Below are 25,868 nucleotides of genomic sequence, written 5' to 3'. Positions count from 1 at the left end.
AAACGATCATGAACCCAACGTCATCAGCATCCGACCACCTCCCTCGGGTCCAGCGCAACACCCCGCCAGGCCTAGTGTTGCGCAGATCCCCGGTAGTTTATCACGGCGCAAGGCAACCTCCGGAAATGTTAAAAGCGCACGTTTGCATGGCCATGCAAATGAGGTAGAAAGTTGACTCAACGAAAAAGGGCCATCTCTTCACGAGACGGCCCTTTTCATTGCGTTCGCTAAAAGCTCACTCCTCCACCACCTCGAAGGGGATGATCTTCACCACATCGCGGTGGAAGGTCACCTCGGCCTCATAGGTTCCGATGGTCTTGATGGCTTCGCCTTTCAGCTTGATGTACTTGCGGTCCAGATCGATGCCGAGCTGCTTGAAGGCGTCGCTGAGCATGATGGTGTTGACACTGCCGAAGATGCGTCCCTTCTCGCCCACCTTCGCACCGATCTTGATCGTCTGATCGATGAGCTTGGCTGCGTTCTTGTCGGCCTCATCGCGGAGTTTGGTCTCCTTGTGGGCGCGCTGCTTGAGGGTCTCGGTAAGCTGCTTGCGCTCGCTGGGCGTGGCGGCCACGGCCAATTTGCGGGGGAGCAGGTAGTTGCGGGCGAAGCCGTCCTTCACTTTCACCAGGTCATTGGCGAAACCGAGATGCTCCACGTCTTGTTTGAGGATCACTTCCATGGTCGTGCGTTCTTACTTGAGCATATCGGCCACGTACGGCATCAGGGCGAGGTGGCGGCTGCGCTTCACAGCCTGTGCCACGCGCTTCTGATATTTCTGGCTGGTGCCGGTGAGGCGACGGGGCAGGATCTTGCCCTGTTCGTTCACCAAGCGCAGCAGAAAGTCCGCGTCCTTGTAATCAATGTAGGTGATACCGAGCTTCTTGAAGCGGCAGTATTTGTCCTTTTTGGTCTCAATGGCGATCGGCGTCAGGTAGCGGATCTCATTGCTGGCGCCTCCGCCCGTCTTAGCGGCGGCGGGGGCTGCGGAAGTGGTCGTCTCTTCGCTCATTTCCGTTGGGTTCAGGCGTTTTCCTTCTTCTTACGTGGTGCGCGACCTTCGCCAGCCTCCTTGCCTCCCCTTGCGGGACGGCTTTCGGCGAATGCGATGTGGTGCTTGTCCATGGCCACCGTGAGGAAACGGATCACCCGTTCGTCGCGGCGGTATTCGGTCTCGAGCTTGGCGATGAGCGAAGGGTCGCTCTCGAACTCGATCAGGTGGTAGAAGCCCGTGGACTTCTTCTGGATGGGATAGGCGAGCTTGCGCATCCCCCAGTTCTCTTCATGGCGGACCTTGCCATGGCCTTTCTTGATAAGGTCTTTGAATTTGGTGACCGCCTCCTTTGCCTGGTCCTCAGACAAAACGGGAGTTAAAATGAAGACGGTCTCGTACCGGTTGGTCATGTGACTCTTGGTAAATTTGGGGTGCAAATGTAGGGTTTTGGTGGAAATGGCACTACATGGAACGCAGATGACGCTGAAAAAGTGGATCCGCGCTTGTCCTGAGAAGCCACAAGCCATAAGCTTCAAGCCTCAAGCTTGTGGCTTATGGCGTGCGGCTTGCGGCTATCCGGAGATCGACAGGAGGCAGACTCCCCGGAGGCAACTATCTTAGCCGCCGCTCATGGAACGATACGTAGTCAGCGCCCGAAAATACCGCCCCGACACCTTCGATTCCGTCGTGGGACAGGAGCATGTCACCGGCACGTTGAAGAATGCCGTACGCACGGACCATGTGGCCCAAGCATTCCTCTTTACCGGCCCGCGCGGCGTGGGAAAGACCACCTGCGCCCGCATTCTCGCCCGCACCATCAACTGCGAGAACCTCAACGAGGACGTCACCACCTGTGGCGAATGCCCTTCCTGCAAGAGCTTCGACGAGGGCCATTCCCTCAACATCTTCGAGCTGGATGCTGCCAGCAACAACAGCGTGGACGACATCCGCAACCTGATCCAACAGGTGCAGATCGCCCCGCAGGTAGGCACGAAGAAGGTGTACATCATCGACGAGGTACACATGCTCAGCTCAGCGGCCTTCAATGCCTTCCTGAAGACCTTGGAGGAACCTCCCTCCTACGCCATCTTCATCCTGGCCACCACGGAGAAACACAAGATCCTTCCCACCATCCTCTCCCGTTGCCAAGTGTTCGACTTCCGGAGGATCACCGTGTCGGACATCGCCAAGCACTTGGCCGGCATCGCCAAAAAGGAGGGCATCACCGCCGAGGCCCAGGCCTTGCACACCATCGCGCAGAAAGCCGACGGCGGGCTGCGGGACGCGCTCAGCATCTTCGACCAGCTCGTCAGTTTCGGCGGGGACCGGCTCACCTATGCGGACGTGCTGAAGAACCTGAACGTACTTGACCATGAGCACTACTTCAACATCACCGATAGCTTGGTGAAGGCCGACCCCGCCGGTGCGCTCGTGATCTTTAACGACATCCTCTTCCAAGGCTTCGACGGGCATCTATTCGTTGCCGGCCTTGCGCGCCATCTCCGCGACCTGTTGGTGAGCCAGGATCCCGGACCATTCCACTTCTGGAGGTGAGCGATGAGCTTGGCACACGCTACGCCGATCAGGCCCAAGCGGTACCACGGGAACTGCTGGTGCAGGGATTGGACCGTCTCGGGCAAGTGGATTCGCAGTACAAGAACAGCAAGGAACCCCGGTTGCTGGTGGAACTGGCACTGATCCAATTGGCCCATCACGGCGACCGCACTGCGACCGCCCCCACGGCTCAACGGCCTGCCGTGGCGCAGGAAAAAAAAAGTCCTGACCTGACCAAGGCCACGGCCACGGTGCGCCCAACGGCACCAGCGGCTACAACCGTTGCAGAGCCTGAACCTGCCCAAAGGCCCGCTCCTGCAGCGCCGGTCGCTTCGGCACCGGAACGCTCCTCCAGGCGCATGGCAGGCGCGGTCTCGATCCGGCAACATCTGGACTCCCCTGCCGAAACCATGGCCGGAACGGACCTGTCCGATCGGCCCGGCGATCAACCGATGGGGAAAAGCCAAACCGGCCCCACGAGGGAGCTGAACCAGGCCTTGCTGCTGAAGACCTGGGGCGATCATGCCAAGGCCTTGAAGCAACAAGGGAAAAGCAGCATGCACGCCACCTTGATCGCCAACAAACCCGTGATCACCGGGCCGCGATCGATCTCCTTCACCATCGTGAACACGGTGCAGGAGAACTACATGAAGGAGGAAAAGCCAGCCTTGCTCGGGCATCTGCGGCGCGAAATGGGGGTCCCCGGCCTGGAACTGGAAGTGACCAAGCAGGAAGCGAAAGACCTGCGCCCCCGCTACACCGCGAAGGACCGTTTCATGATCATGGCGGAGAAGAACCCCGCTTTGTTGAAGCTCAGGGAGGACCTGGATCTGGACCTCGGGTAGTTCCGAATAGTCCTTGAGTCGTGAGCCTTGACCCACGAGCCATAAGCTCCAAGCCGCAAGCTGTCCGTCACAAGTTTGCGGCTTGGAGCTTGGAGCTTATGGCTTGTGGCCAAGGTCTGCCCCCTGACCAGAACACCTTTCTTGGGTTCAACGCGGCGCGATACCTTCGCGGCCCGTAAAACAAGTCAATAGCGAAAGCATGCAGAAGATCAAGGTGGCGAACCCTGTAGTGGAGATCGATGGTGACGAGATGACGCGCATCATCTGGAAGTGGATCAAGGACCAACTGATCCTGCCCTACGTGGACGTGCCCTTGGACTATTACGATCTCGGTATTCAGCACCGCGATGCCACCAACGATCAAGTGACCGTGGACGCGGCCAAGGCGATCCAGAAGCACCACGTTGGCATCAAGTGCGCCACCATCACGCCCGACGAGGCGCGCGTGAAGGAGTTCGGCCTGAAGGAGATGTGGAAGTCGCCCAACGGCACCATCCGCAACATCCTCGGCGGCACCATGTTCCGCGAGCCCATCGTGATCAATAACATCCCACGCTTGGTGCCCGGCTGGACCAAACCCATCGTGATCGGCCGCCACGCTTTCGGAGACCAGTACAAAGCCACCGACGCTGTGATCAAAGGCAAGGGAAAGCTCACCATGACCTTCACCCCGGAGGAAGGCGGGTCCACCACCTGGGACGTGTATGACTTCAAGGGCGATGGTGTGGCCATGAGCATGTACAACACGGACGAGAGCATCGAGGGCTTCGCGCATAGCTGTTTCAACCTCGCGTTGGAGAAGAAGTGGCCGCTGTACCTGAGTACCAAGAACACCATCCTGAAGAAGTACGACGGACGCTTCAAGGACATCTTCGATGAGATCTTCCAGAAGCACTACAAGGCCGACTTCGGCAAGGCGGGCATCACCTACGAGCACCGCCTGATCGACGATATGGTAGCCGCTGCCATGAAGTGGAGCGGAGGCTTCATCTGGGCCTGCAAGAACTACGACGGCGACGTGCAAAGCGACATCGTGGCACAGGGCTTCGGCTCGCTGGGCCTGATGACCAGTGTACTGATGACGCCCGACGGGAAGACGATGGAGGCCGAGGCAGCCCACGGCACCGTAACGCGCCACTTCCGCCAGCATGAGCAAGGCAAGCCCACCAGCACCAACCCCATCGCCAGCATCTTCGCATGGACGCGCGGCCTCGCCTTCCGCGGGAAGCTTGATGGCAATCAAGCCTTGGTGGATTTCGCCCACAAGCTGGAAGCCGTCTGCATCCAGACCGTGGAGGCCGGCAAGATGACCAAGGACCTCGCGGTCTGCATCCACGGCAGCAAGGCCACGCCGGACCAGTACCTTACCAGTGAAGCCTTTATGGCGGCGCTGCGCGAAGGATTGGAGCGCGGGATGAAGTGAGAGTCGAATTGTGATGATCCGTGGCAGGGCTGGAAGATGACTGCCAAGGAAATTTATCTCGCCAACACCGTGCGTGAAGAACAGGTTCCGTGAGCCGTAGCCGCACCATCCGGCGGGATCACCGCATCTTCGCGGGGCATGCACCCTTCGCGCACACGTTGGATCTTCCTCGCGGCCGTTGTCGTCCACTTGATCACGGCGTGGTTCAGTACGGGCTACTACGCGGCGGATGAACATTACCAGATCATCGAGTTCGCCCAAGCACGCATGGGTGAGTTCCCGAAGGACCAATTGGCCTGGGAATATGCCGACCGCCTGCGGTCAGGGTTGCTGCCCACGCTTTGTGTTGCAGTGTTCAAGACCGCAGGAGCCGCCGGGGCATCCTCTCCTTTCCTCCTTGCCTTCCTGCTTCGTGCTTTGACCGCGATCGTGGCTATGGCCATCGTGAAGCGCTTCGTGGGCAGTGCCTGGCACTTGGTGAAGGAACCGCTTCGCCCCGCCTTTCTCTTTCTTTCCTTCTTCATCTGGTTCCTTCCCTTTCAGCACGTCCGGTTCTCCAGTGAGACCTGGGCCGGGCTACTGCTCCTGCTCGGGATCGCGGAATTATTGCGCTCGCCACAGGGCCGATGGAGTTGGACCGTCGCGGGGCTTTGTCTCGGCCTCAGCATTTTCATCAAGCCTGTGATGCTGCTGGTGTGCGCATTCGCAATGATCTCCTTTTTGCCTGCCCGGGGCGGACGCACGGCTGCGGCCGCGAGGCTTGCCGTGGGCGTGGTCCTGGCCACCATCATCGGCTTGGCAGCCGACTCCTGGTTCTATCAAGAGTTCAATTGGTCATTCTGGAATTACCTGCACTTGAACACCCTGAGCATCCTCCGCATCCGGCCATTGCCGAACGTGGTGGAAATTTTCCCTTGGTGGTACTACTTCGCCTGGTCCGCCAAATACGCCTCATGGCCGATCGGGGCCGCAATACTCGCTGCACTGGCCTGGTCCACCATCAAGCGGCCCCGGTCCTTCATCGTTTGGTGCATCTGGCCCTACCTCTTCCTGTTGATGGTGATCCCGCACAAGGAACTCCGCTTCCTCTTTCCCTTGGTGGACCTTGTACCGCTCTTGCTGGTGTTGGCTTGGCAAGATCTGCAAGTAATTGCCCGGCCATCGTGGAGACCGGTGCTGCGTGGCTCGGTCATGCTGATCCTCACGGTGAACTGCCTGGCCCTTGCCGTTGTGGCCACTTCTCCCGCCGGTGCTGGCCGGACAACGTTGGCCAAGCACATAGAGGAGAACTATCCGGGCCGGTCAGTTCGCATCAACTACCTCGCTGATGAGACCAACATTTGGGACATCCGCATTCCCCCCTTCTACTTGTCCGGCACGGCCACCGACAGCGTGATCACCGACCCCTGTCCGCTGCTTTCCGTTCATGGCACGGGCGTTGATCTCCTTGTTGCCGGCCCGGGTCTCAAGCATTGCGGAAAAGCCGGCACGCCGGAATGGCAACTGAAAATGACCACGCTCCCTTGGTGGAAAGAGCAGGCCTTGCGGTGGTACGAATGGGAGAACGCCAAACCGGTGTGGATCTTGTATGAAGCGCGAATGCCCACGACAACATCATTCCTTGACCGAACAGTGGATGGAAGATAGGACCACCGCGCAGGCCTCGCACAGCCCACGTACCTTCGTCACCATGCTGCGTTTGCTTTCCCTGATCTTGATCGCTTTTTCGCTGCAAGCAGCCCATGCACAGGACAGCACGGCATACGTTTCCGAGAAGCCGCAGAAGAAGCCCGTCCCCTTCAAGGACCGCATCTGGTTCGGTGGCGGGATAGGCCTCAGCTTCGGTACGGTGACCGTGGTACAATTGGACCCATTGTTGGGCGTCTATCTCGATAACAAACGAAAACTCTCCACAGGGCTGGGGCTGAGCTATTCCTATTTCCGCGATAACCGCTATGTGCCGGCCTATGAGCAGAGCAACTATGGATATCGCGTCTTCACGCGGTACCGTGTGATCCCACAAGCCTATCTGCACGCGGAGTTCCTGCATGTGAACACCCAGCCGTTCTACTACTTCGATAACCACATTGGCCGCATCTGGGTGCCGCACCTGCTGTTGGGTGCGGGCTATGTGCAACCGATCGGCGGCAGAAGTTCATTCTACCTGCAAGTCCTGTTCGAGGTGCTTCAGGACCCCAACAGCATTTACTATGGCCAAGGCCCGATCTTGAGCGGCGGTGTGGGCATCGGATTTTAGGTGAAATGCGTTAGCCAAGGCACCAGAGGAGAGGTTGCCACCAATGCAAAAGCCCGCCGGACGGCGGGCTTTTGCATTGGTGGAGCCGGAGGGATTCGAACCCTCGTCCAAACGACCGCAACACGAGCTTTCCACATGCTTCTTCCTCCGTTGGTTTTCGAAAGCCAGCCGGGGAAGGACACCCTACTGACAGCTTAGGTCCTGTTGTCTCATCAGCGCTACGGACCACCGCGCTGACCAGCTTCCCATGATGATATCCTTGGGCCGGGAAGGAGGGTTGCGGGCCTCCCCGAAGGATACTTGCCCCCGCTACTGTTGTTCACGGGGTAAAGCTTCATAGCCTTGGGCTATTAAGCAGCAAGTGCGTACTCAGTGTTGCCTGTTAGGGCTTGGAGATCGTTTTGAAGAGCCGTTCCCCACCGCTCTGCATGCTTACACGCACCACGTAGCCGCTGTCGAAACCATGTCGGCCCCAATACTGCTGTGTGCTTTCAAAGAACACCGCAAAGATACGGCGATCCACGGGGAGATCATCCCGGGCTGCGATCACCGATGGACGGTCCCTGACGATGGACAGGGAACGCCTCGGCAACAACTTCTACTTTCGCCGCCCGCAAACCATCACATGTTCAAGAAGATCGGCATCATCCGCGAAGGCAAACAACCACCTGACCGTCGCGTCCCGCTCACTCCCAAGCAATGCCACGAGGCCATGCTTCAAGGTATCGACATCGCCGTGCAGCGCAGCCCCGTACGGGCCTACACCGATGCCGAATACACGGCGCAGGCGGTACGTCTGACGGAGGATCTCACGGACCGTGACCTCATTATCGGCGTCAAAGAGGTGCCGTTGGACATGCTGATGGCGAACAAAGCCTACCTCTTCTTTTCGCACACGATCAAGCAGCAGCCGCACAACGCCAAGCTCTTGCGCACCGTGCTGGAAAGGCGCATCACCCTGTTGGACCATGAACTGCTCACGGACACCAAGGGAAAGCGGGTGCTGGCCTTCGGCAAGTGGGCCGGTGTTGTGGGCGCCTACAACGCTGTACGCGCTTGGCAGGCCACAGAGGGCGGAGGTAAGACCTTGAAGCCCGCCCATGCCTGCCACGACCGGGCAGAAATGGACCTTCATCTGGCGGCCTTCCCACTTCCCAAGGACCTCCGGGTGGCGCTCACCGGAACAGGCCGTGTGGGCCACGGAGCCATGGAGACCCTGGACCGCGCGGGAATGACCAAGGTGTCCCCGGCGGACTTCCTCGATAAGAATTTCGATCGGCCTGTATACACCGTGCTTGGCAGCGAGGACCTCTACGTACGGGACGATGGGAAACCGTTCGACCGTGCTGCATTCCATGCCGATCCACGCGGCCATCATGCCAACTTCCTCCCGTTCGCCATGCGGGCACAGATCTACATCGCCTGCCACTTCTGGGATGCACGGGGGCCCAAGATCCTTTCCGCCGAGGACCTGCGCGGAACGGGCATCAGCCTGAAAGTGGTGGCCGACATCAGCTGCGATATTGACGGCCCCATCGATAGCACGCTTCGGGCCAGCACCATCGCCGACCCGTTCTTTGGCTATGGCATCGCCACCGGGCAGGAATGCCCTGTGGGCGCGCCCGGCAGCATTACCGTGATGTCCGTGGACAATCTTCCTTGCGAGCTTCCGCGCGACTCGTCAAAGTCTTTTGGACGCGACCTGATGACCAACGTGCTGCCACACCTCACGGGCACGGATGCCGAGGGGATGATCGAGCGCGCCACCATCGCCAAGGGTGGGCATTTGACCGGGAAGTACGCGTATCTCACCACTTATGCCGCCGGAGGAGCGGGATAGTCGGCATCGCCGCACACCTGAAGTTCAAAGGAAAAGTATGAGGTGAACGGTCCGAGGGTATCGCTGGTGGTGAGGATCGGCCGCATGCTTTTGCGAGCAAGCGTCAACAAACCCAATCCTGCCCCTCCGTTCGTGGACCGCGAATCGTTGGTGAGCAACTTCATATAGTGCTCTTTCAGGTCCTCCCCTTCCATCGCGTTCAAGATCTCCACCCGTTTGGCGAGAAGCATGGCCGTGGCATGGGGAACGGCATTGCCCGTAGTGAACCGGTACCCATCCTTGTTCCTGACCAACAAGGCGAACGAAGCATCCGCCAGAATGCCCAAGGCATGCCGGCGCATATTGTCAACAGACTCCACCAGAACGTGGATCAACCGTTTGCGCAGCACTATCGGATCACCGGAGGCATAGCTATGGGCCTCAACGAGATCGAGCATGTCGGGGATGAGGTCCGCATGCACCGCGCCGGAATGCTCAAAAACGAGCATGTCCGACGGTTCCACAAGTAGACGCGACCTCGCCTTGTCCAGCCAGCGATGGCTCATTTCCGGAAGCGGAATGGCATGCTCCATGATCCTGTTCGGCGGCAACTTTGCGTAACCACTTTGAGGTTGTGTCATACGTCCTCAAGGGTGACTTGGTTCCCAAAAAGTCCGGGATCCTTCATTCCTTTACGGGGTCGACCACTTCCGGACCTTCCTTCCAACATCATCCCACCCCATGAAGACCCTTGCTTTAGCAGCAGCCCTTGCCTTGCTTACCACCGGCTGCAACATCAACTGCATAAAAGGTAGCGGCCCCGTGGAAGAACGGACCCTTGTGGTAGCCTCGTTCACCGGTATCGAGGTGGGCGGCTCCACACGGGTCACGATCGAAAAAGGAGCGGAACAGAAGATCACAGTGACCGCGCAGCCGGAGCTGATCGACCTGCTGAACACGGAGGTGAAAGGGGATGTTTGGGACATCCGGACCTCCCAGTGCTGGATATCCGATGCGGAATTCACCGTTCACATCGTCACACCGTCCCTGCTCAATTCCATCGAAGTGCATGGAAGCTCGGACGTGCTCAGCGATGACGTTTTCGGTACAGGCCACACCGATCTGAGCACCGGAGGAAGCGGCAGTATCACGATTTCCGGGATCAACGAAAAGGAATTGGAGCTGGGGATCTCCGGCAGCGGCACCATCACCGTCCGCGGCACTTGCAGCGAGCTGGATGCCTCGCTTTCCGGCAGCGGCGACCTACATGGAAAGGAACTCACGGCCAATGAGGCGGACCTGAAGGTCTCCGGCAGCGGTAGCGCCACGATCACGGCCATCAGCAAACTCAACGCGAAAGTCTCCGGAAGCGGAGAGGTCCGGTACGCAGGTAAACCTGATGTGAGATCCTCCGTCTCCGGAAGTGGGTCCGTAACACCGGTCCAATGAAAAGCTGCACCCTTCTGTTCGCAGCCTTGGGGCTGGCCTCGTGCTCTGCCCCGGAAGGAACATCCGTCGGCACTATGTCCACCGACACCACCGGACAAGCCGGGGCGATCGCTCCCTTGGAGCACGCAAAGACCTTCAGCCTGAAGGATCTTCCCAACTTGGACGAGAACGTACGCAACGACACCCTCTTGGTCTACACCACCCATGATCTGGGCAACGGCGAGTTCGTTATGGCCGCCAAGCACGCGGACGACAAGCGGGAAGGACTCCGGCTCATCCTGTACAGGCCAAGACCGGATAGCAGCGCCGAGGTTCTCGCCGTTTCCAAACCGGCCTACGACAGCGAAGTGATGCTCCCCACCTACTTCTCCACCGGCGACACCGCCGACGGTACTGTCATTCTGGCCAACTATGGTGGGCTGGAGAGCTGGGGGCAGAACGTCTTTTGGCTGAAGGGTCACCGTTTCATCGATCTCGGCTGGTTGGACGTGGCCTACCGTGAATGGAAGACACGCATGGACAGTCTTCAGCAATGGCGCGGCAACATCGCCCCGCGCACCGTGGTGCATGGCGCGGACGATCACTTCGAGTTCTCCTTCACCGGGGACAGCCTCCAGCTCTATGATGACCTCCAAGGCGGAACGGAAGTGATGTTCCCCGCAAGCCGGGTCAAATACCGGTACGATGGCGACCGGATGATCCTTGTGGTGGACGGGATGCCTCGCCTACCGAAGGACCCGGCCTGATCACTCCACGATCGGGATCAGACCCCGGACGCCCATGTCCACCACCGTATCCCCTGCGAGCGGCTCATAGATATTGTCGTCGGCGGCATCGCTCCACTCGAAGCTCTTGTTCGTGCTGAGCGAAACGGTGATCGTGACATCCTGCGTCTCGTTGCCGGTGATCGTAAGCGGCTGTGCAAAACCTCCGGTGACCACGCAGGACCCGGCCGGAATGGCTGAAGTGCCGAATAATGGATTGACCACCGTGGTACCCGGGGCCTGTCCGGTGGTGGGTGCAAGCGGCACCGGAGGGTCATGCACTTCAAAACCCCAGTAACCTTGGAGCCTGTTGCCATTAACCGTGACCGTTTGCTGGTCTACCTGATAACTCCCGATGTAGGTATTCACCCCGATGAAGGAGGCCAAGGTGCCGGTGAGGTTGAACTGGCCGAAGGTCGGATCCGTATATCGGAAATTGACATCGTAGTTCTGGTATGCAAGTGACACCCGCAGCCATTCGTATGTGCCCGGGGCCAAGGAGGAGAGCGGGATATCGAGGAAGGTGCCGCCATCCCCGACCTTCACTTCCTGCGCGTAATCGATCGCGCTGGCACCGCCTGCCGTGGTCGTCGGACTTGTGTAGACCACATCTCCCTGACCCAACGGGGTCAATGCCGTGGGGGTGAACTCCACATAATGGGCGCTCATCACGTTGAAACGCGGGCTTTGTGCCCCATGCCCGGTCGGCACCGACACCGGCTCCCCGTGGCTGCCTAACCGCACCTGGGTGCTGTCGAATTTGAACTTCATGATCAAGCGGGGGGCTGTTGCCGCAGGAACCGATGGGATCGGATCTGGTCGTTCTTTCTGGCAGGCAAAAAGAACGGCAACGGCGAGCAGCGGAAGGAAGGATCTTGCGTTCATCTTCATTTTCGTCAGGGCGGTCGTCAAATATGGACAAGGATGCACCAACTACCGCCCTTTTCGGCGAAATAGTCCTCGGGATCGATCGATCTCCCTATTTTGGGGACCCTTTCAAAATACGCCAGATGATACAATTCATTATTCGGCCTGTGCGGATCTTGTTCTTATTGGCCTGCCTCGCCACATCATTTAGCGCACGCGCCACCCATATCGTCGGTGGTGATCTGGGCTATCAATACCTAGGTGAGACCGCTCCGGGTACCGGGGAATACCGGTATAAAGTGATCGTAAGGCTCTTTATCAACTGCGGCTCCGGTTCAAGCTATCCTTCGATCATCGACCTGCTCGGCAACGCATCGACAGGCCTGCCCGTCGGAGTCTATGCCGACGACCCCACCGCGCCCGGCGCCGACAAGAACCAGATCCAGACCGCCATGGTCTATCTGACCTCCTATGGCGTGATCACGCCCAACATACCCGCCGGCTGCAACTTGGGCGATGGCCAGTGCGTGGAGGAAAGCCGGTTGGAAGGCGAGGTGGTGCTCTCGGCCAGTAATACCGGCTTTCACCTCTATCTGCAGCTCTTCGCCCGGAACGGCGCCATCGTCAATCTGCAAGATCCCGGCGAAGCGGGCATGGGGTTCTATTCCTACATGCCGCCCACCTCCATCGCCAATTCTTCGCCCGTGTTCACCGGGACGCCGGTGCCGTACATCTGCATCTCCGACACCACGGCGTTCAGCAATGCGGCCATCGATAGCGACGGAGATTCACTCGTGTTCAGTTTTGCTACGCCCTATGGTTCACAGGACAACATCGGTGGCGTGATCGACCCGCCCACCCTTTTGGACTGGCCCCTGCAGCCGGTGCAATACGGTCTGGGGATCACCACGCCCATGCCGTTCGGCCCCAGCGGTTACGCAAGTATCGACCCGGTGACCGGCGCCACGGAATATGTCGCGCCGATGATCGGCAACTGGGTGGTGGTGGTGGAAGTGCGGGAATACCGGAACGGTCAACTGATCGGCCTGATCCGGAGCGACCTCCAGCTCCTGAGCGTGCCATGCAGCGGAAGCAATGCCGCACCGCAGCCCTTGGACGGGCAGTTCGTCGCTAATTACGAAGTGGTGGCCGGGGACACCCTGTGCTTCCCCATGACCTTCACGGACTCCGATGGTGATGTGATCATCTTCAGCGCCATCGGCGCGATCTTTTCGAACGTACAGACCGATCCGCCCGCGACGATCACCGGGCCTTCCACCGGGGACAGCCTGCTCACCACGCAATTCTGCTGGCCCACGGTCTGCGCCCAAGGGAGCACGGATCCTTACAACTTCTCCGTACTGGTGTATGATGAAGGGTGCCCACCCGCGACCTTCAGCGCCACCGTCACCATCAATGTAGTGCCCAGTTCGGCGCCGCCCACGATCTCCGGGTTGGGCATCGGTTGTTCCGGCCAGACCACGGCGGAATACTGCACCGAGCTGATCGAGAATGCCACCTACACGTGGACCGTGACCGGGGGCACGATCCTTTCCGGTTCCGACAGCAGCTGTGTCACCATCGCATGGGGAGACCCCGGCATCGGACAGATCACCGTGGAGCGCTCCTTGAACGGATGCACGATGGAGACCATGCAACCGATCAACATTCTCACCACCCCACCGGCGGAATTCACCGTCACCACGGACACCACCTGCTTGGGTATCCTCGCCCGGGCCATAGATACCAGCCCGAACACCGTGGGTTCCACTTGGACCGTGAACGGATCGGCCACGACAGTAGGGCAGAACGGCCCCGAATTCCTGCTGCCCTTCAACGGACCCACCACCATCGGTCTGCAGACCACCACCAACACGGGCTGCACCGGCTACGCCGAACAAACCATCGAGGTCGCCCCGTACGGCGAACTCGTACACTTCGAGCTGCCCAATGTTTTCACGCCCAACCACGACAATGTGAACGACCGGTTCAAGCTGAAGTCGACGCAAACGCTTGACCCCTGTTTCCAGTTGCGGATCTTTGATCGCTGGGGCAAACTCGTCCATGAAAGTAACGGCGGCAACAATGGCTGGGACGGTAAGCAGGAGAACGGTGGACCCGCGAGCGAAGGGGTATACTTCTACGAAGTGCAGATCAACAACGAGACCTTCCACGGGCATCTGAGCTTGATCCGCTAAAGCGCTTCTTCCTGCATACAAGCGTGATCCAAGCATCCAACGAAAGCGGCTTGTTCACGTTTGTTATTTTGTATGCACGCATACTATTCCTGATTACCTTCGGACCTTGTGACGACCATGAGGCCCGAGGAGACCATAGACCATCCGATCCGCTGGGCGTGGCATCGCATCATGCGGCGCTACAATGAAAAGGCCTCAGAGCATGGCGGCTCGATGAGCATCGGCTATGTGCTGCTGAACATCGATCCCGAAGGAACGCCAAGCACCAAGCTCGGACCCAAGATGGGCATGGAGGCACGCAGCCTCACGCGAACCCTGAAGAACATGGAAGCGGAAGGTCTGATCAAGCGCGTGTCCGACAGCTCCGATGGCCGCATGAGCCGGGTGATGCTGACGGCCAAGGGCAAACAGATGCGCGACCTGAGCAAGGACACCGTGATCCGCTTCAATGAGGTCGTGCAGGCCAAGATCCCCGCCGGACAGCTGCAGACCTTCCATAACGTGATGAACAAGATCAATACGCTGTTAGACAACGACGAACTCTTCAAGTGAATGCCTCACCGCCACGACGCTACGAACGCCACGGTCCCGCCAAGGAATTTCCATTGGCGTTGCGTAGCCTTTGCGTCCTTGGCGTCGTGGCGGTGAAAAAATCAACCCCAAATGCCAAACCGTACCATCAAAAAAGTTGCCGTCCTCGGAAGCGGCGTAATGGGTAGTAGGATCGCATGCCACTTCGCCAACGTGGGATGTGAAGTATTGCTGCTGGACATCGTCCCGAAAGAGGGAGCCGACAGAAACAAGATCGTCAACGACGCGCTGACCTTCGCGTTGAAGAGCAACCCCTCTCCCATCTACGACAAGAAATTCGCGAGCCGGATCAGCACCGGCAACTTCGACGATGACCTACCGAAGATCAAGGACTGCGACTGGATCATCGAAGTTGTGATCGAGCGCTTGGACATCAAGCAGCAGGTGCTGGCGAACGTGGAGAAGTATCGCACACCGGGCACCTTGATCACTACCAACACGAGCGGCATACCGATCCACGCGATCGCGGAAGGACGTAGCGACGATTTCAAGAAACACTTCTGCGGCACGCACTTCTTCAACCCGCCGCGCTACCTGCAGTTGCTGGAGATCATCCCCGGTCCGGGTACCGATCCCGCTGTGCTCAGCTTCCTGGAAGATTACGGCCAGCGCGTGCTCGGTAAGGTCACTGTGCTGTGCAAGGACACGCCCGCGTTCATCGCCAATCGCATCGGCGTGTTCGGCATCATGGGTCTGTTCCACTTGGTGGAAGAGATGGGCCTTACCGTGGAAGAGGTCGACCGCCTCACTGGTCCTGTATTGGGCCGTCCCAAGAGCGCCACCTTCCGCACGGCGGATGTCGTAGGACTGGACACGCTGGTGAAAGTCGCGCAGGGCGTGAAGGACAACTGCCCTAAGGACGAACGCAACGATCTCTTCGCCATTCCGGACTACCTCCAGAAAATGGTTGAGAAGCAAATGCTCGGCAGCAAGACCGGTAAGGGCTTTTACTTCAAGGACCGCAGCAGCAAGAAAGGCGAGATCCTTTCCCTCGATCTGAAAACACTAGAGTACAAACCGCAGGTGAAGCCCAAGTTCGCCACGCTGGACGCGGCCAAGAAGGTGGACGACCTGCGCGAACGCACGAAGCTCGTGTACCACGGCACCGACAAGGCCGGTGAATTCTACCGCCGCTCCTTCCAAGCGATGTTCGCTTACGTGAGCAACCGCATCCCCGAGATCAGCGACGAGCTGTACCGCATCGACGACGGCATGCGCGCCGGCTTCGGTTGGGAGCTGGGACCATTTGAAGCTTGGGAAGCGATCGGTGTGAAGGAAGTGCTGGCCGACATGGATGCGAAGGGCATCAAGGCGGCGCCTTGGGTGAAGGACTTCGTGGCCGCTGGCAACACGCAGTTCTACAAGCGCGAAGGAGGCGTGCGGCTGTTCTATGACATCCCGAGTAAGAGCTACAAGCCGGTGCCGGGTCAGGAAGGACTGATCGTGCTGGCCGACATGCCGGAGAGCAGCATCGTCTGGAAGAACAAGGACGCCACCGTGCGCGACCTCGGCGACGGTATCCTCGCCGTGAGCTGGAGCAGCAAGATGAACACCTTCGGCGCGGAGGTGATCCAAGGCCTCAACAAAGCGATCGACCTCGCCGAGCAGGGCTACAAAGGCCTCGTGGTCTACAACGACGGCGCGCTCTTCAGCGCCGGCGCCAACGTGGGCATGATCTTCATGATGGCCGTGGAGCAGGAATACGAGGACCTCGACATGGCCATCCGCACCTTCCAGAACACCATTATGCGCATGCGCCACAGCAGCATCCCCGTGGTGGCCGCACCACACCAGCTCTGCCTCGGCGGCGGCACCGAGCTCTGCATGCACGCGGACAAAGTGGTGGCGCACGCCGAGACCTACATGGGCCTCGTGGAATTCGGCGTCGGCGTGATCCCCGGCGGCGGCGGCACCAAGGAATTCGCGTTGCGCCTCAGCGACGAACTGAAGGAAGGCGACATCCGCATCAACCGGATGCGCGAGCGCTTCCTCACCATCGGCCAGGCCAAAGTGAGCACCAGCGGCGAAGAAGCCTTCGACCTGGGCTACCTCCGCCCCGGCCAGGACGAAGTGATCGTGAGCCGCGCCCACCAGCTCGCCCACGCCAAGGCCTGCGCGCTCGACCTCTGGAGCAAGGGCTACACCAAGCCGCCCATGCGCCGCGACATCAAGGTGCTCGGCAAGGAAGGCCTCGGCATCGTCTACGTCGGCGCCAACAGCATGCAAAGCGGCAACTACATCAGCGAGCACGATGCGCTCATCAGCGAAAAGCTCGGCTACGTCATGTGCGGCGGCGACCTCTCGGAGATCACGGAGGTTTCCGAGCAATACCTGCTGGACCTCGAGCGGAAGACGTTCTTGGAGCTGTGCATGCAGCGGAAGACGTTGGAGCGGTTGCAGAGCATCATTACTACTGGAAAGGTGTTGCGGAACTGATGAATGCGCTGAAGCATATCGGTTCTTTGGGCGTGCCCCGGCTCACCCCGGAGTTTGCATCCGGGGGCAGCCGGGTCGCGCTTTCGCTGCAAGTCCTCGCGCGGATTACCGCGCTGTGGGCTTTCCGCTTCAATCGCTCACGCAAACTACGGCAATCACTGTTGAATAAGATTACTCGCGTACTATGAAAACCGAGATGACTGGCTTGTGGAACTACCTTGAAGATCAACGAGGCACTGCGCAACTGACACCAAGTCTGATCCTGAGGGCAAAGAGTGAGGGCATCGAGGTTAGCCTTGATGAAGCGCTCAATGCGATTCGCCGAATGTCCTCGCGAACGGGTGAAGTCATTGCACCTCGGTTCGTGGCACGACTGGTGGCAGAGCTACTACGAGCGCACAACGTCAAAACGGTGTTGGACCCGTGGAGCTACATGCCATGGGATGCTCTCCAAGTTGCCGATGCACTTCAATCCATTGAGCGGCTAGACGTGGCTTCAATCAATGGTGAAGCAGAGGTTTGGTCTAAAGCCTTTGGTGATTCAAGGGTACATGTACGAATTGGAAAAGGATGGAGCAGCTTGCAACCAGAACGACCAACGCAGTATGATGCCATTGTATCCCTCGGACCTATTGGGATGCGAGAATCGCGGACGATTCGTGCCACAGAGTTGTCAGATGACATTGGCCTCCTCGAAATGTGCTCAGCGGCAGGCCAGTTATCAGACGAGGGCATCATTGCATGGCTGGTTCCTCCCCGATTTGCGTTTGACCAGTCCTCAAAATCAGTTCGACAGAACTTGGGCAAGCTCGGTTTGTACCTTACCGGATGGATTCAACTTCCTGCCGGTGTCCTGCTTCCCATTTCGAGTGTGCCTTTCGCCATTGCAATCCTCCAGAAGAAGGATTTCGAGCAGCTCTATGTAGTCGAGGCACAGGCAAACGAAGAGAGTATTCCGGGCCTGATACAAGGCCTGCTCAAACGCAAACATCGCGGCAGGCTGGCCAATGGAATTCTCATCGACCGCTTGAACTTCTATGGCTGTGCTGCCATTCAAACTCAGGAGACAATCGCTAACACTCCTGGATGGAAGGTCGGCCCTTTAACTGAATTCAACAACGCCATAGTCAAAGTGGTCGCGTCGAAAAAGAGTGCTGCTGAATTCGAGCCATTGCCTGAGCAGCAAAATGCAGTCTACCTGCCCACTATGGGCGCAACCCGCGCAACGACCGCCCAAGATCGTCTTCCAACAAAGCTGAAGTCATACCTACAGCTCATTGCCAAACCTGATGTTGCCCACCCAGAGTACCTAGCTCATTGGTTCAATACCGAGGCGGGACAGCTATTCCGCAGGATGAACAGTTCAGGCACGACAATTCCAGCGATATCGATTAGCGTTCTCAAGGAATCATCCTTTCCTCTTCCGCCTCTCCCCCAACAGGAAAGGATGGTGAGCACGCAACGTGTCGTCGACCAAATGCGCATCGAACTCAATGAAGCTGAATCAGCAATATGGAGTAGTACTCGCTCCTTGGATGAGATCGCTGGAAAGCTGCCTAAGACAGACCACTTAGCTCGATTCGCAGACTGGGTTGAGACGTTACCATTCCCATTGGCCTCTATTCTCCGCCACTACCACGCTGTGGACAGGTCATTCAAAGACAAGCGGGAGCGACTGCTGCATTTCTTCGAGGCGTTCGCCGAGTTCATGGCAATCATTCATTTGAGCGCATACACCTCTGATCCCGGCAGATGGTTACTCGTTCAAGACAAATTGAAACGCGCATCAACCGGTGCTGACCTTGACTTCCGCAGAGGTTCTTTCGGCCTTTGGTGCACCGTCTACAACGCTCTGGCAAAAGAGACAAGGGCGATGTTGAACGGAAAGGACGATGACAAGCAAGCATTAGTAGATCTGTACTCAGTTGTATCACAGGGTTGTTTGGAAGGGCTAGTCGACAAAGGCTTGAGCCAAATTCTTGAGGCTGCCAACAACATGCGCAACCGGAAAGCCCACGGTGGGGCCATCAGTGAAGCAGAAGCGGAAGAACAACACAAGGAACTCGCCGGGCTCTTGCAGACGGTCCGAGATCGTCTTGGGAGCTCGTTCTACAGTTTACAGCTCGTCCAAGCAGGCTCTGCAGATGGCTTACCGAGCGGTGCTTCGCGCGTTTCCGTGCGTGTACTGACAGGTTCGAACCCTCAGTTCAAAACGCAAGACCTAGAGTTAGTGCAGCATGTGGTCAAAGGCCAGCTTTACCTACTCGAGACGGGCCGATCAAAAGCGCTCGGAATAGCTCCACTTGTTCAGATGAAGGAGAAGGAGCAACCAGCTTGTTACTTCTATAGTCGCCTTGAAGGTGGCATCCCGCAACTAGTGTCCTATCACTTTGAGCATCGTGCAGAAGAAGTCGACAATACCGGAATTGCAAGATCCTTCCTAGAACGCTTGACAGCATGAACGACACTGGGTATCTACTTGCTGGTATCGGCGCTGCCGGTGGCCTCTTAGCTGGCCTCATCAACTTTGTATTCAGGCCATTGTCCGAGCATAACCGAATGATTTGGAAGCATATTCAGAAAACGTACCTCATCGACCAGACCCTCAACAATCTTGTCTTTACGTTCGGATTTGATCAAGCTGTTCGTTCCAATTTGCTCGAACCACTGGCCAATCTGGAGCTCGAGGTCCGAAGAGACTCAAGTTCAATCCGCTTCAAGACTTTCTTCGACAATGCATATCGCAAGAACCTATTGAGCATCAATGAGGAGTTCCATGTCGCAATGGATCATATAGATGGCCCTTATGGTATTTGGTCAGATGATGCCATGGCATGGCTCATTCGTCCTACGAATGAGCTATTGAGTGCCACTACCGATGCTGAGCGAAGTGAAGTCATGCAAGCATGCGAACGTGTTCAGAAGGAAATCCTGAACTCCTTCGAGGAAATCCTACGGCAAGCTCGCATACTTGAGCACAAGGCAGATCGTCAACCTTATGAGTACATACTTCCATGGAAATGGCATCTCTTTTCTTGACGACACTTCGCGTGAGGGATAGCAGCGGAAAGCCCGGAGCGCCGTCTTCGGCGCGAGGACTTGCAGCGAATAGCCCGACCCGGCTGCATTTGAGCCGGGGCACGCCCCACTTCGACAAGCTCAGTGTGACGACACCAACGAACTAAAAAGCAACAGCACTATGGATGCTTATATCATCGCCGGATTTAGATCCGCAGTAGGAAAAGCCCCGCGCGGCAAATTCCGTTTCACCCGCCCCGACGACCTCGCGGCGCACGTGATCAAACACCTGATGGCCTCCGTCCCGAACCTCAGCAGCGACCATGTGGACGATGTGATCGTGGGCAACGCGACGCCCGAGGCCGAGCAGGGCCTGAACATCGGCCGCATGATCGCCTTGATGGGCCTGAACAACGAGAAGGTGCCGGGCATGACGGTGAACCGCTATTGCAGCAGCGGCAGCGAGACGATCGCGATCGCCAGCGCCAAGATCCACAGCGGCATGGCCGATTGCATCATCGCCGGGGGCGTGGAGTGCATGAGCCCGATCCCCTTCGGCGGCTGGCGCATTGTGCCGAACCACACCGTGGCCCAGAAGCACCCGACGTGGTACTGGGGCATGGGCCTCACCGCCGAGGCCGTGGCGCGCGACTTCAAGGTGAGCCGCGAGGACCAGGACGCGTTCGCGCTTGCGAGCCAGGAGAAGGCCCTCGCCGCCATCGCCGCCGGGCGCTTCAAGGAGGACATCGTGCCGTTCGAGGTGGAGCGGGTGTTCCTCGATGCAAAGGAGAAACGCCAAGTGGAGAAGTACGTGGTGGACACCGATGAAGGTCCGCGCGCGAGCAACTTGGAAGGGCTGGCGAAGCTGCGCCCCGTCTTCGATGCGAAGGGCAGCGTAACGGCCGGCAACAGCAGCCAGACCAGCGACGGCGCGGCTTTCGTGCTGGTGGTGAGCGAGCGCATGCTGAAGCAACTGAACGTGAAGCCGATCGCGCGCCTCCTCTCCTACCACGTGGCCGGCGTGGAGCCGCGCATCATGGGCGTCGGTCCGATCGCGGCGGTCCCGAAGGCGCTGGAGAAGGCCGGGCTGAAGTTGAAGGACATCGAGCTGATCGAGCTGAACGAGGCCTTCGCGTCGCAGTCATTGGCGGTGATCCGCGAGTTGGGGCTGGACCCGAGCATCGTGAACGTGAACGGCGGCGCGATCGCGCTGGGGCATCCGCTGGGCTGCACCGGAGCGAAGCTGAGCGTGCAGCTTTTCAATGAGATGCGGCGTAGAAAACAGAAGTACGGCGTGGTGACGATGTGCGTGGGGACCGGGCAAGGAGCTGCGAGTGTGTTCGAATTGTTGAATTGATGGAGCAGCGTTGTCACATCGAGCGGAGTCGAGATGTGGGCGTGCCGGCTCGAAGACTCGCCGTCGCGCTTTCCGCTTGTACTCCTCACTCGTTCCTCGCTGCGGGGTACCCGCTTCAATCGCTCACCCGAAATGCACTGAGACCATAGACAATGACTGAGCAAGCGCTGAAAGACTATTTCGAAGGCAAATTGTCAGTCGGAGACTTATCACGCGATGTGCATGGAAGTCAAATCCGCACTGGTCAGGACACAACCTCGGTCCGTGTCATTCAACTCACTGGTGAAGAAGAGTTCAAGGTGACGCGAGTGCATATGCTCATGCTTTGCAACGATGCCATTGCAAGTAATATTTCCACCGAAGACTTGAACACAATCGGCTTTGCGTTGATGACCTCCGAGCATTTCATGTTGAACGACGGAACCGCCGACGGCGAGATTGTGAGCGCTACTGCGTTCGATTGGGATAACCCAGAGATTGGCTACGCATTGACCCCGGAGAATCTCAAACATTGGAAGACACGACTTGAAACCGGGGCTGACAACTTCGACAAGAGCGATTTGAAGCGACAGAATAAGTAGTCATGAAGTCTGCGACTTCCTTTCCAAAGAACGGCCCTCACAAGGCCCGCTTCATGCACGGCAACCTGTCCGTATGTTGTCCAATGCGCGTTGACGAAGAAACCGTCGCCCACTGAACCCATGAGCGCCCTGCTACCATCCGCCAATTTCCAACCGGTGACAAGTCATCACCAGTTGGGCTCGGCTGCAAGAGCGGGTTCAGTCGGTGACGGTTTGTCACCAACTGAAATGGGTGATGGCCAACTGGTATCAGATCGTTACCAGTTGGGTTCGGTGCAAGGGCAACCGGTTACTGATCGTAGCCGGTGTGGTCATCAGAAAGCTGTGGCGCCTCCAGTGCTGCTGTGCCAGCTTCTGCTCTCGATCACCTTCCTCTCCTCCTGCAACGCCCAACCCTTGCCCAAAGCCCCGGTAGTGATCACGAACGATACCGTTCCGATCCCGGGCGAGTGGCCCGTGCGCCTTTCATACGAAGGGCAACTCTGCCACTGGGTGCGCAACATGCTCCAGGACAGTCGCGGTGCGCTCTGGTTCGGCACCAATCACTACGGCGTGATCCGCTACCAGAACGATACGCTGGAGTACTTCGCCGATAGCGTAGGCATCACCGGAGGGCGGATCAACGGGATCGTGGAGGACCGCGAAGGGAACGTCTGGCTGGCCACGGATGGCGAGGGACTCTTCAAGTACGATCCCACCGACACGCGGAATATGAGTCGTCGTGGCTTCAGTCACTACACCACGAAGGATGGCCTGCTCCACAATGAGATCTGGAGCATGACCATGGGGCGCGACGGCACGATCTGGCTCGGCACGATGGACGGGCTATGCCGCTTCGATCCTTCGGCCCTGCCTACCGGACAGGCAGGTCCGCTCGGGACCCAAGCATTCACCACCGTACCTATTCCAGCAGTGCGGGCCGACGACACCACGGCCATGCTCTCCCCCACGCGCATCACGTGCATCCTGGAGGACAGCAAGGGGAACATCTGGTTGGGACGCGATGCCGGTGGCCTGTTCAAGTTTGACCCGTCCGCAATGGTCGATGGGTCGGGTACGGCCTTCACGCATTACACCACGGAAGACGGCCTGAGCGACAATAGCGTAACTGGTTTGATGGAGGACAGCAGGGGCAACCTGTGGATCGGCAGCAGCTTCGGTGGAGTGAGCCGATACAATGGCAAGACCTTCGAGAACTTCACCAAGGACGGCGTGATCGAAGGCATGGAGGTCGGTGCGTTCTACGAGGACAAGAAAGGGAACATCTGGTTCGCTGCTGAGAACTTCGGAGTTTATCGCTACGACCCTTCGGCCCTGCCTACCGGACAGGCAGGTTCGCTCAGGGCAGGCGATAGCGGATTCACCAACTACTACACGGAGGATGGCCTCGACACGAACGGCATTCTGGCCATCTTGCAGGACCGGGAAGGGCGGTTCTGGTTCGGTGGTTGGAAGGGGCTCTTCCGCTTCGATCCTTCCCTTCGACAGGCTCTGGAGGGACCGGCATCGCTCAGGACAGGTGGGAAGCGCTTCTTCCACGTAACAAAGACCGGTCCTTGGAACTAGCGTGCTGTTCCCCGGCTGACAATGGGCGTTTCCGGCATTCCTTCCCAATACTTGCAGAATATGGTATGCATGCATACCTTTATGCGAACTAGTGCATACCGCATTTCGTTACAATTGGCAGCAGACATCAACGGCCTGAACATTCGAACTGAACAATGGCGACCGAGACCAAACCCAAAGCCCTTCAAGGCGGCGAATTCCTGATCCGCGAAAGCGACCCGCAGGACATTTTCATCCCCGAGGAATTCAATGAGGAGCAGCGCATGATCGCGCAGACGGCGAGGGACTTCCTGTCTCAGGAGGTTTGGCCGCACTTGGACCGCATCGATAGCATGGAGGAAGGTCTGATGCAGAGCTTGCTGGAAAAATCCGGCGAGCTTGGTCTGTTGGGCATCTCGGTGCCGGAGCAGTTCGGCGGCTTCGGCAAGGACTTCGTGACCACGATGCTCCTGACGGAAGTGACCGGGGCGGGTCATAGTTTCAGCGTGGCCATCGCGGCACATACAGGCATTGGCACGTTGCCGATCCTCTATTACGGCACCGAGGAGCAGAAGAAGAAGTACATCCCGAAGTTGGCCACCGGCGAGTGGAAGGCCGCGTACTGTCTCACGGAACCCGGGGCCGGCAGCGATGCCAACAGCGGGAAAACGAAGGCCGTGCTGAGCGATGACGGCAAGCACTACATCCTCAACGGCCAGAAGATGTGGATCACCAACGGCGGCTTTGCGGACGTCTTCACCGTGTTCGCCAAAATGGTGGACCCGAAGACCGGGGAAATGGACAAGAACCTCAGCGCCTTCATCGTGGAGAAGGATTTCGGCGGCATCACACTGAACCCCGAGGAGAAGAAGATGGGGATCAAGGGTAGCAGCACCCGGCAGGTGTTCTTCAACGATTGCAAGGTGCCGGTGGAGAACTTGCTGAGCGAGCGCGGCAACGGTTTCAAGATCGCTGTGAACATTTTGAACATCGGGCGCATCAAACTGTCGGGCGCTGCGCTGGGCGGTGCAAAGGCCGTGGTGGACGAAAGCGTGAAGTACGCCAACGAACGCCAGCAGTTCGGCAGGCCCATCAGCAGTTTCGGCGCGATCCGCCAGAAGTTGGCCGACCAAGCAACTTACTGCTACGTGGTGGAAAGCGCGACCTACCGCTGCAGCAACGACATGGAACGTGCCATTGAGGAACTCAAGGCCGGCGGCGCGGACCCTGCCAGATCATTCCTGAAGGGCGTGGAGCAGTATGCCGCCGAGGCGGCCATCCTGAAGGTGGCCGGTAGCGAGTGCTTGGACTATGTGTGCGATGAGGGCGTGCAGATCTTCGGCGGCATGGGCTACAGCGCCGAGAGCCCCGTGGAGCGCGCCTACCGCGACAGCCGGATCAACCGGATCTTCGAGGGGACGAACGAGATCAACCGCATGTTGACGGTGGACATGCTGCTGAAGCGCGCGATGAAAGGCCAGCTGGATCTGATGGGTCCTGCACAGGCCGTGGCCGCGGAGCTGATGGGCCTCCCGGACATGCCGGAGCCTGATGATTCACTCCTCGGCGACGAGAAGCGTATGGTGGCGAACTTCAAGAAGGCCGTGCTGATGGTGGCCGGTGGCGCTGCTCAGAAGCTGGGCCTGGAACTGGCGAAGCACCAAGAGACCTTGATGCACATCGCGGACATGGTGATCGACACCTACCTCGCGGAGAGCGTGTTGTTGCGGACACTGAAGCTCGCGAACGTGAAGGGCGATGGCGCTATCACGGAGCAGGTGGCGATGACCCAACTGTACGTCCACGATGCTGCGGACCGCATCCATAAGTACGCGAAGGAGGCCGTGAACAACTTCGCCGAGGGCGATGAGCAACGTGCCATGCTGATGGGCGCCAAGCGCTTTTGCAAGAGCTCCAACCTGAACACGGCGGCGCTACGGAAGCTGGTGGCGAAGAAGATGATCGAGGCGGGGAAGAATCCCTTCTGATCGGAAGATCGGGCGATCAGCGGATCAGAATATGGAATGCCGGGGAGGATGGGATCTCAACATGGCAATGGGAAGGATGATCAACAGAATGCGTCGTTCCCATTTCAGGCGGGTACATGCTCCAATGGCAATCGCGACCGGTATAGCGACACATCGACACTATACGGTATGATTTTCCGCAA

20 protein-coding genes, 1 other RNA gene and 1 pseudogene are annotated in these 25,868 nt (G+C 58.5%); 16 read left to right on the top strand and 6 right to left on the bottom strand.

Annotation, left to right across the window (positions count from 1 at the left end):
• Positions 1–235 precede the first annotated feature (235 nt).
• Genes IPP95_00630 through IPP95_00620 form a run of 3 tightly spaced genes read right to left on the bottom strand, consistent with a single transcriptional unit; the run spans position 236 to position 1,404 of the window.
• Complete coding sequence (locus IPP95_00630; GenBank protein QQS72775.1) at positions 236–682, bottom strand: 50S ribosomal protein L9; 447 nt, start codon at positions 680–682, stop codon at positions 236–238.
• Positions 683–694: 12 nt separating this feature from the next.
• On the bottom strand, positions 695–1,012 hold the full coding sequence (locus IPP95_00625; GenBank protein ID QQS72774.1) for a 30S ribosomal protein S18: 318 nt from the start codon (positions 1,010–1,012) through the stop codon (positions 695–697).
• A gap of 11 nt (positions 1,013–1,023) precedes the next feature.
• Positions 1,024–1,404 (bottom strand): 30S ribosomal protein S6, encoded by a 381-nt coding sequence (locus IPP95_00620; GenBank protein ID QQS72773.1) that lies wholly within the window; start codon positions 1,402–1,404, stop codon positions 1,024–1,026.
• A 220-nt stretch (positions 1,405–1,624) separates the two neighbouring features.
• Here IPP95_00620 and IPP95_00615 point away from each other — a divergent pair.
• The 4 genes and pseudogenes from IPP95_00615 (at position 1,625) to IPP95_00600 (ending at position 7,073) form a co-directional block, all read left to right on the top strand.
• Positions 1,625–3,393 (top strand): annotated as a pseudogene (locus IPP95_00615) (DNA polymerase III subunit gamma/tau).
• Between the two features lie 199 nt (positions 3,394–3,592).
• Positions 3,593–4,816 (top strand): NADP-dependent isocitrate dehydrogenase, encoded by a 1,224-nt coding sequence (locus tag IPP95_00610; protein QQS72772.1) that lies wholly within the window; start codon positions 3,593–3,595, stop codon positions 4,814–4,816.
• A gap of 138 nt (positions 4,817–4,954) precedes the next feature.
• Positions 4,955–6,463 (top strand): hypothetical protein, encoded by a 1,509-nt coding sequence (locus IPP95_00605; GenBank protein QQS72771.1) that lies wholly within the window; start codon positions 4,955–4,957, stop codon positions 6,461–6,463.
• On the top strand, positions 6,453–7,073 hold the full coding sequence (locus IPP95_00600; protein ID QQS72770.1) for a hypothetical protein: 621 nt from the start codon (positions 6,453–6,455) through the stop codon (positions 7,071–7,073). The genes IPP95_00605 and IPP95_00600 overlap by 11 nt, the downstream gene beginning before the upstream one ends.
• 77 nt (positions 7,074–7,150) lie before the next feature.
• Here IPP95_00600 and ssrA read toward each other — a convergent pair.
• Positions 7,151–7,547: a transfer-messenger RNA gene (ssrA, locus tag IPP95_00595) on the bottom strand.
• Positions 7,548–7,698: 151 nt separating this feature from the next.
• Between ssrA and IPP95_00590 the strand changes: the two genes are divergently transcribed.
• Entirely contained in the window at positions 7,699–8,913 is a 1,215-nt protein-coding gene (locus tag IPP95_00590; GenBank protein QQS72769.1) for an alanine dehydrogenase, read from the top strand.
• Here IPP95_00590 and IPP95_00585 read toward each other — a convergent pair.
• A complete protein-coding gene (locus IPP95_00585; GenBank protein ID QQS72768.1) occupies positions 8,889–9,533 on the bottom strand; it encodes a hypothetical protein in 645 nt (214 codons plus the stop codon). The two genes, IPP95_00590 and IPP95_00585, sit on opposite strands and share 25 nt — an antisense overlap.
• Before the next feature lie 100 nt (positions 9,534–9,633).
• On the opposite strand from IPP95_00585, the gene IPP95_00580 reads away from it, so the two are divergent.
• Positions 9,634–10,341, top strand: coding sequence for a DUF2807 domain-containing protein (locus tag IPP95_00580; GenBank protein ID QQS72767.1), 708 nt, complete (start codon positions 9,634–9,636; stop codon positions 10,339–10,341).
• Between the two features lie 74 nt (positions 10,342–10,415).
• Positions 10,416–11,087, top strand: a complete 672-nt coding sequence (locus IPP95_00575) for a hypothetical protein (protein ID QQS72766.1) — start codon at positions 10,416–10,418, stop codon at positions 11,085–11,087.
• On the opposite strand, the gene IPP95_00570 is transcribed toward IPP95_00575, so the two are convergent.
• Entirely contained in the window at positions 11,088–11,996 is a 909-nt protein-coding gene (locus tag IPP95_00570; GenBank protein ID QQS74155.1) for a hypothetical protein, read from the bottom strand.
• A gap of 119 nt (positions 11,997–12,115) precedes the next feature.
• Between IPP95_00570 and IPP95_00565 the strand changes: the two genes are divergently transcribed.
• From IPP95_00565 to IPP95_00525, 9 genes are all read left to right on the top strand, one after another.
• Complete coding sequence (locus IPP95_00565; protein ID QQS72765.1) at positions 12,116–14,170, top strand: gliding motility-associated C-terminal domain-containing protein; 2,055 nt, start codon at positions 12,116–12,118, stop codon at positions 14,168–14,170.
• A gap of 117 nt (positions 14,171–14,287) precedes the next feature.
• A complete protein-coding gene (locus tag IPP95_00560) occupies positions 14,288–14,722 on the top strand; it encodes a winged helix-turn-helix transcriptional regulator (GenBank protein QQS72764.1) in 435 nt (144 codons plus the stop codon).
• A gap of 111 nt (positions 14,723–14,833) precedes the next feature.
• A complete protein-coding gene (locus IPP95_00555; GenBank protein ID QQS72763.1) occupies positions 14,834–17,197 on the top strand; it encodes a 3-hydroxyacyl-CoA dehydrogenase/enoyl-CoA hydratase family protein in 2,364 nt (787 codons plus the stop codon).
• A 184-nt stretch (positions 17,198–17,381) separates the two neighbouring features.
• Positions 17,382–19,658, top strand: a complete 2,277-nt coding sequence (locus IPP95_00550) for a restriction endonuclease subunit S (GenBank protein QQS72762.1) — start codon at positions 17,382–17,384, stop codon at positions 19,656–19,658.
• On the top strand, positions 19,655–20,236 hold the full coding sequence (locus tag IPP95_00545; protein ID QQS72761.1) for a hypothetical protein: 582 nt from the start codon (positions 19,655–19,657) through the stop codon (positions 20,234–20,236). The genes IPP95_00550 and IPP95_00545 overlap by 4 nt, the downstream gene beginning before the upstream one ends.
• A 160-nt stretch (positions 20,237–20,396) precedes the next feature.
• Positions 20,397–21,572 carry an acetyl-CoA C-acyltransferase gene (locus tag IPP95_00540; protein ID QQS72760.1) on the top strand — a complete coding sequence of 392 codons (1,176 nt, stop codon included), beginning with the start codon at positions 20,397–20,399 and terminating at the stop codon, positions 21,570–21,572.
• 152 nt (positions 21,573–21,724) lie between these two features.
• On the top strand, positions 21,725–22,153 hold the full coding sequence (locus tag IPP95_00535) for a hypothetical protein (protein QQS72759.1): 429 nt from the start codon (positions 21,725–21,727) through the stop codon (positions 22,151–22,153).
• Positions 22,154–22,477: 324 nt separating this feature from the next.
• Positions 22,478–23,719: a hypothetical protein gene (locus IPP95_00530; protein QQS72758.1), complete on the top strand. Its 1,242-nt coding sequence runs from the start codon at positions 22,478–22,480 to the stop codon at positions 23,717–23,719.
• Positions 23,720–23,874: 155 nt separating this feature from the next.
• Positions 23,875–25,686, top strand: coding sequence for an acyl-CoA dehydrogenase family protein (locus tag IPP95_00525; protein QQS72757.1), 1,812 nt, complete (start codon positions 23,875–23,877; stop codon positions 25,684–25,686).
• Positions 25,687–25,868 lie beyond the last annotated feature (182 nt).

The sequence above is a fragment of the Flavobacteriales bacterium genome (assembly GCA_016700415.1).
GTDB lineage: Bacteria > Bacteroidota > Bacteroidia > Flavobacteriales_F > PHOS-HE28 > PHOS-HE28.
The sequence above is the reverse complement of the archived record's forward strand: the minus strand, read 5'-3'. Positions and strand labels throughout refer to the sequence as shown.